The 6,209-nt window shown below is 34.1% G+C and carries 3 protein-coding genes and 1 pseudogene; 3 read left to right on the top strand and 1 reads right to left on the bottom strand.

Features of this window, described 5'->3' with window-relative positions:
• Nucleotides 1–351 precede the first annotated feature (351 nt).
• Nucleotides 352–1,551 (bottom strand): hypothetical protein, encoded by a 1,200-nt coding sequence (locus tag CQ058_RS30705; RefSeq protein ID WP_105590233.1) that lies wholly within the window; start codon nucleotides 1,549–1,551, stop codon nucleotides 352–354.
• A gap of 594 nt (nucleotides 1,552–2,145) precedes the next feature.
• On the opposite strand from CQ058_RS30705, the gene CQ058_RS30700 reads away from it, so the two are divergent.
• The 3 genes and pseudogenes from CQ058_RS30700 to CQ058_RS30695 all read left to right on the top strand — a co-directional run.
• On the top strand, nucleotides 2,146–4,365 hold the full coding sequence (locus tag CQ058_RS30700; protein ID WP_105590232.1) for an N-acetylmuramoyl-L-alanine amidase family protein: 2,220 nt from the start codon (nucleotides 2,146–2,148) through the stop codon (nucleotides 4,363–4,365).
• Between the two features lie 110 nt (nucleotides 4,366–4,475).
• Complete coding sequence (locus CQ058_RS32615; RefSeq protein WP_258169596.1) at nucleotides 4,476–4,610, top strand: hypothetical protein; 135 nt, start codon at nucleotides 4,476–4,478, stop codon at nucleotides 4,608–4,610.
• Nucleotides 4,611–5,187: 577 nt separating this feature from the next.
• A pseudogene (locus tag CQ058_RS30695) lies at nucleotides 5,188–6,000 on the top strand (N-acetylmuramoyl-L-alanine amidase family protein); the annotation flags it as partial.
• Nucleotides 6,001–6,209: the final 209 nt, after the last annotated feature.

Below are 6,209 nucleotides of genomic sequence, written 5' to 3'. Positions count from 1 at the left end.
ATGCAGAATCTTTGCTAATGATTATTTGAAGTATTCGCGAATTGATTAACATATCCTGCCCGTTAGTTTAATAAATGGCGAAAAGGAAACGATTTAATTATAACGGGGTTCAGCCGAGATATATACGTTATCTTAACTAAGGAAATTAAAATATGAATTTAAAAGAACCCTTACGTTGAATACATATACTCAACGTAAGGGCGAATTATTTTTGGTTTGAAATAAAGCTTGATTAAAAATAACTTAGGGATCTGTGTAGCCAGTTTCCTTAACGTACAGAAAATTGGCTTGTTGGTTCATTACTCGTTAAAAATGTTTGTAAAGCTTCTAGAGGTTAAATCAACTTGCATTTTATTTGCTAGAATACCATTTAGCTAACCACTCATTCCATTTATCTTTTTGAATAGTAATGGCAAATATAGTGTTTTTATCAGGCTTGTCAGTAAGACATACGGATGTATCATGAACAGATAAATATTGTCCGTGGTTATTTTTTAAAGAGAAGCTTTCAAATCCATAATTAACAAGTGTCCATACTTGTCCATAAGCGCGAAATCCTGTAACGCCCACCTCATCATTTGCTGATGTAAGATAGGTTGCATTTGCTTCTATGTACACCTTGTTAGATCCTTTTTCAATTGGAATAATTGTAAATATGCTCCTAGCTTCTGGGATCCAATTAGATGAAGCAGAAATATTCGTACTATCCTCCCATGTCCGCAAGACGTTATCCCTGTTTCTAATTTTCACAGAAATAGAAGAATATTCTTCATTTTTATGCTGTGTAACGACAGCGAGCTTATGTCTCTTTATCTCAGCAAGCTCATCAGAGGTATAACTAAAAATTCCAGATGCTTTTACTGGATTCGAAGTTATCGTTGCGAGTTTTCGCTTCTCTCCTGGTAGTGCATGAAAAAGTTTCTCTAGGTCAAAAGAAACACTACCTGGTTTTATATTTGGAAACTCCTGTCTAATATATTTTAAAGCTAAAGGCCCATTCATTTGACCACTATTGTCACTTTTTAAGTAATATGTTTGCCAATTCGTAAGCGCAATACCCGTATTACCTTCATCTAATTGTTTTTGTGTAATATACAAAATATCATGTTTAGATAGTACTGGTTCATCAGGATTTAAGTCCACTATGATACCAGCTTGCTTAATCAGAAGTTGTTGACCATGTTTTATCGTTTTATATTCAACTTTCCCATCTTTATAGAAAAGTTTAATTCTCTTAGAAAAGTTTTGGTTTTTATAATAATCAAACGCACTAATACCAAATTCTCCTTTGTTAAAAGTAGGAGCTTTGTAAGCACGGTTTTCATTGTTAGCTGTATAATCATTTTTAGCACTTTGTTCGGATAAAAAGATAACAAAAGGCTCTTTTAAAAACGAATCATAGGTATCACCAAATGTTGTAACAATCGTTGCGAACGTATCAACGTCTGCTTTCGCTTTATGTTTTGTAAATGGGTTCAAGCTGAATACAATCCCCATCGCTATTCCTACAGGGGGGATTTTTTTTATACATCTCTTTATCTTTTCCTTCATGGATGTGCTCCTTACTTTCTAATTTATACTGTTTCCAACATATTTAAATTAACATCGGTAAGTTTATTTTAATTTAAATAACTCTCAAAAGTCTTTCGTAAATGTTACAAAACCCTTTCATTGCTTCTCATACAAACACTTCAGGACTCTTGCAAGTAATTTCTTAAACTTGGAAATACCGATAGAAATAAAAGGATTGATACATAAGTAAACCCCCGATATATCTTATTAAATTAAAAATTGAGACCAAAAAAACAAGAAAGGTTGGCATTTTGCCAGCCTTTCTTGTTTACTACTTCATTCATTTTACAAATAAAAATTTTGTTTTGGGGATACTTAAAAATCTTCGCTTAATGAGCATGGGGCCAAGCTGAAAAAATATAGAATATCGAAAAAATCAAAATCTTATAATATATTAATGTAAGACTTTTGTAACATTTATGAAAGAAATTTGAAAGGTTTTTAAACTAAGATGAATTTATAAATATTGATTTTATATTTTAAATCAATATACGACAGTATTTATATGTTTGTTTTTTACAGTGTTACATGTAAGCAATCTAGGCTCAATCTTACTAAGAGAGGACAACAAAAATGAAGAAAAAATTTAAAACAATTGGAATTGGAAAGAAAGTAATTCCTACTGCAGCGGCATTAGGTATTCTTTTTTCTGTCGCTCCTATTGCAGAAAACAAAGCTAGCGCAGGGATAGGTACGGTAATAGATATAAGTATTACTGTATTAGGTGCTGTAGCAAACACTTATGAAGCACTTGGAATAAGCCCAGAGGAGAAAGACCGAAACCCAGGTACTCGCATTGATGTATATGCAGAAAACGAAACTTACCAGGCTCCTAGTTTTACATCTGGGGAATTTAATATTTCCATGTATCATACACAAGGTGATTCGAATTTTCTTAAACCAGTTAAAGTACGCTATCCAAATGGAAGAATCGAAATTCATCAACTAAGATCTGGGCAGCAGCTTAAAATTACTGAAGCAGGTGCAATTATAGATTTAAACCCTAATGGAGCAAATGTCTCAGAACACGATCTTCTTTACATTACACAAGCACAATTAGACGAAGGAAAGACCGGAGTTGTGATAAATCAAGGCCAACATGCATTTGTAGAAAAAGCATCTGGTAAAAACCCAAGATTTCTTCTTCCACTTTATAAAAAATATGCAGACAGCTGGACTCCAGATTGGGATGTGGTTGTTAAAAATTCGGATTCCCTATTTGATAAGATAGCAAATAAATTATCAGATAAGCAAAAACAATTGATAACATTGACTTCAAAGCCAGTATCTAAAGATGTCCTTGACAACTATGTTAAGAATGAACCTAAAGCTCAAGCAGATTTTTATGATCGATTATCTGATGTATTGGCGGAGCGTACTCACGTCCTAGAGACACCTATTGCACTACCATTTAATGCACTAAATCACGGTAACCCTTATCAAATTATCCCTTATAAAAAAGGAACGAATAAAGTAATCGTAAAAACAGGTTCGAAATACCTTTCAGGGAAAGAAGGAAGAGGACTTCAATATTCCGATTCGCTTGGCGATGATGAAGTGTTTGAACTTGTTCAGATAGGAAATTCTTACGATGGTAAATTTCAGTTCCGTTTGAATAACAAAAATGGGGTAAGTTTGGCTGGTAATCAAAATGTTCAACAATTTGGTACTGATTGGAGTTTCAAATCCGAAATTCGTTTCACTGGAAAAAGCAACAATGAAATTAACAATTGGTTAATAGAGTGGTATCCGGGTAAAGAAAATGAGAGACAGAAGTATGACAAAGTAGAGACTATAACTGATGAAAAGGACCCTACTAAATATCGTGCAAAAGATTCATCTGGAAACGTGATAAAGAACAGTTGGATAAATCGAGGTACTGGTTATTCCTTTGCAGATGCTGAAGGAGCCCTTTTGACAGGCTGGCAAGAAATTAAAGGGAAGACTTATTATTTTACACCGCCTTATGGCTACATGGTTTCGGGAGGTGGTACTGATTCATGGATCGACAATAAGCCCCACCATTTTAATGCTGACGGTGTTTTGCAACGCTCAGCATGGAGAGATGATCTTGAATATTCTGATGCCTCTGGAGCGTTTGTTAAAGACGGCTTGAAAGATATAGATGGTAAAATTTATTACTTCCAAAACTTCGAGCCAAATAAAAAAGAACTACGTCTTGAAGATCAAGATGCCATCCTTCACTTTTCCGACAAAGGTGTGCTTGAGAGAGTTTCTAATCTAAATGGAGAAGCTATAAACAGCAGGATTAATGTTCTGGTTGACAACAAAATATTAGCATTTAATAAAGACGGTTCGATTTTCAAAACAGGGATCAACAAAAGAGAGCACATGTTGGAATATTATAGTTTAGAAGATGGAGATTTCTATACCGGTTGGAAAATGATAGACGGTAAGAACTACTATTTCACAAATGGCCGCAATACTACGTTCAATAAGCATGAAGACATTGACGGAAAAAAATATTATTTCCATGAAGACGGATCAGTTAATAAAACAGGGTTCGAAAAAATAGATGGTAAGCTATACCACTTTGACAATAACGGCGTAGCACAAACGGGCTGGCAAAAAATCGATGGTAAAGACTATTACTTCGATGAATCTGGAGCAGCTAAGATAGGATGGTTCTCAGTTGGTGGTGGGTATCATTTCCCTTATTACGGACACTTTACGTATTATGCTAAACAGGATGGTTCAATTTATACAGATACCAAGGTTGAAATTGACGGAAAAACCTTTAAATTTGATAGTCATGGACACAAAGGTTATTAATCATCCCAAAAAAATCTATTTTTTATAAATATGAATCGCTAAATGAGATCCCCACGACCTCCAGATGCTTTCAGCATCTGGAGGATTTTTATTAACTTGATGGCTATGTGGTGGGCCCACATATAGCGGATTTGGATCATGAATTATTATCTAAACAAAAATTAGAACTGCTAAATAGTGACGAAGGATATGTATCAGGGGAGGATGCAAAACGTGAATTCGGACTACAAGTTGATTTACCATAAGTCCGCATTAAAGTTTATTGCAAAGTAAGAGAAAGAGATACAAAAGCAAATTGTCATGATGAGAAAGTAATATACATACAAGCGATTGGAAATCGTGGTGATATCTATAAATGATGACAACATACATTTTTTAAAGGAAGACCTTCTATGTTTGGAAAGTCTTCCTTTTTATGTGCATGAATAGTATCCGCTTTTATTAGGGGCTCAGCCGAGATACGTGTAAAAACAGGTCATAGACTTACTTTTATTTCCAACTACACTCTGATGATATATTTGTAACAACTGAATAAAGTAAGAAATCATATTCAGCACCTCGCGGTAATTCCTAATTTAAGTATTGAAATTTTTTATACTTAGATGCATCATATTTTTTGTGTTTTTTCTCTATCTGAAACAGAGAAAGCATCATCATTTCTGAAAAAACCCGAACTGCAGTGGGTTCTTTTTATACTTGAATTCGTTTTTGATGCACTGTATTATATTTTCGTGTCTTACTTACATAGATTATTGTCGGAAAGAATCTGCATTCGAGCAGGTTCTTTTTCTTTATGGGGTGCTTCAAATCGCCATCAGGCTAATGGTTACTGTAAATGGATCTGAAATCGATGGGAAGTACTATAACTTCAATGATGATGGTTCCTTGCAAAAATCAGCCTGGCAAGGTGATACTTATTCCGATGCTTCGGGAGTGGTTATTAAAGAAGGCTGGAAAGAAATAGATGGTAAAATTTATTATTTCCAAAATTACAATGTAAATAAAAAGGAAATACGTCTAGAAGATCAAAATATCATTCTTCATTTTTCTGACAAAGGCGTACTTGAGAGAGCTTCTAGGATAAATGGAGAAGCTATAGACAGCGATATTTATGCTTCGTTTGAAAACAAAAGATTAGTATTTAATAAAGACGGTTCGATTTGGAAAACAGGGATCAACAAAAAGGGGAAATCCCAGGCATATTATAGTTTAGAAGATGGAGATTTCTATACCGGTTGGAAAATGATAGGCGATAAAAGATACTATTTCATAAATGGCTACAATGATACGTTCAATGATTATCAAGAAATTGATGGAAAAAAATATTATTTCCATGAAGACGGATCAGTTAACAAAGCAGGATTTGAAAAAATCGATGGTAAGCTATACCATTTCGACAATAACGGCGTAGTACAAACGGGCTGGCAAACTATCGATAATAAATATTATTACTTCGATGAGAAAGGGGCAGCTAAAACAGGATGGTTCAACGTTGGTGGTGGATATAGACCTTGGCCTCTTGCATACGGATACCTTTGGTATTGTGCTAGAGAAGATGGTTCACTTTATTCAGACGGTTGGTTTAAAATCGACGGTAAAGATTATCACTTTGACCAGTGGGGACATAAAATGTAAAGTAATAACATAAAAATAACAAGGGAATGCTTGTATGCTGATATGTACTGCATTCCCTTGTTGTATGTATGCTATAATTAGCTCGAAACGACAAAAAAATATTGTACGTTAAGGGAAAATTTCACATACAAAAAAGACGATTCAAGTATAAATGAATAATAAGATTATAAAAAACGAAAATAAATTTTTAGAGATTATAGGAGTGTGTC

The organism is Bacillus sp. MYb56 (assembly GCF_002976445.1).
GTDB lineage: Bacteria > Bacillota > Bacilli > Bacillales > Bacillaceae_G > Bacillus_A > Bacillus_A mycoides.
This window is presented reverse-complemented; position numbering and strand designations above follow the sequence as displayed.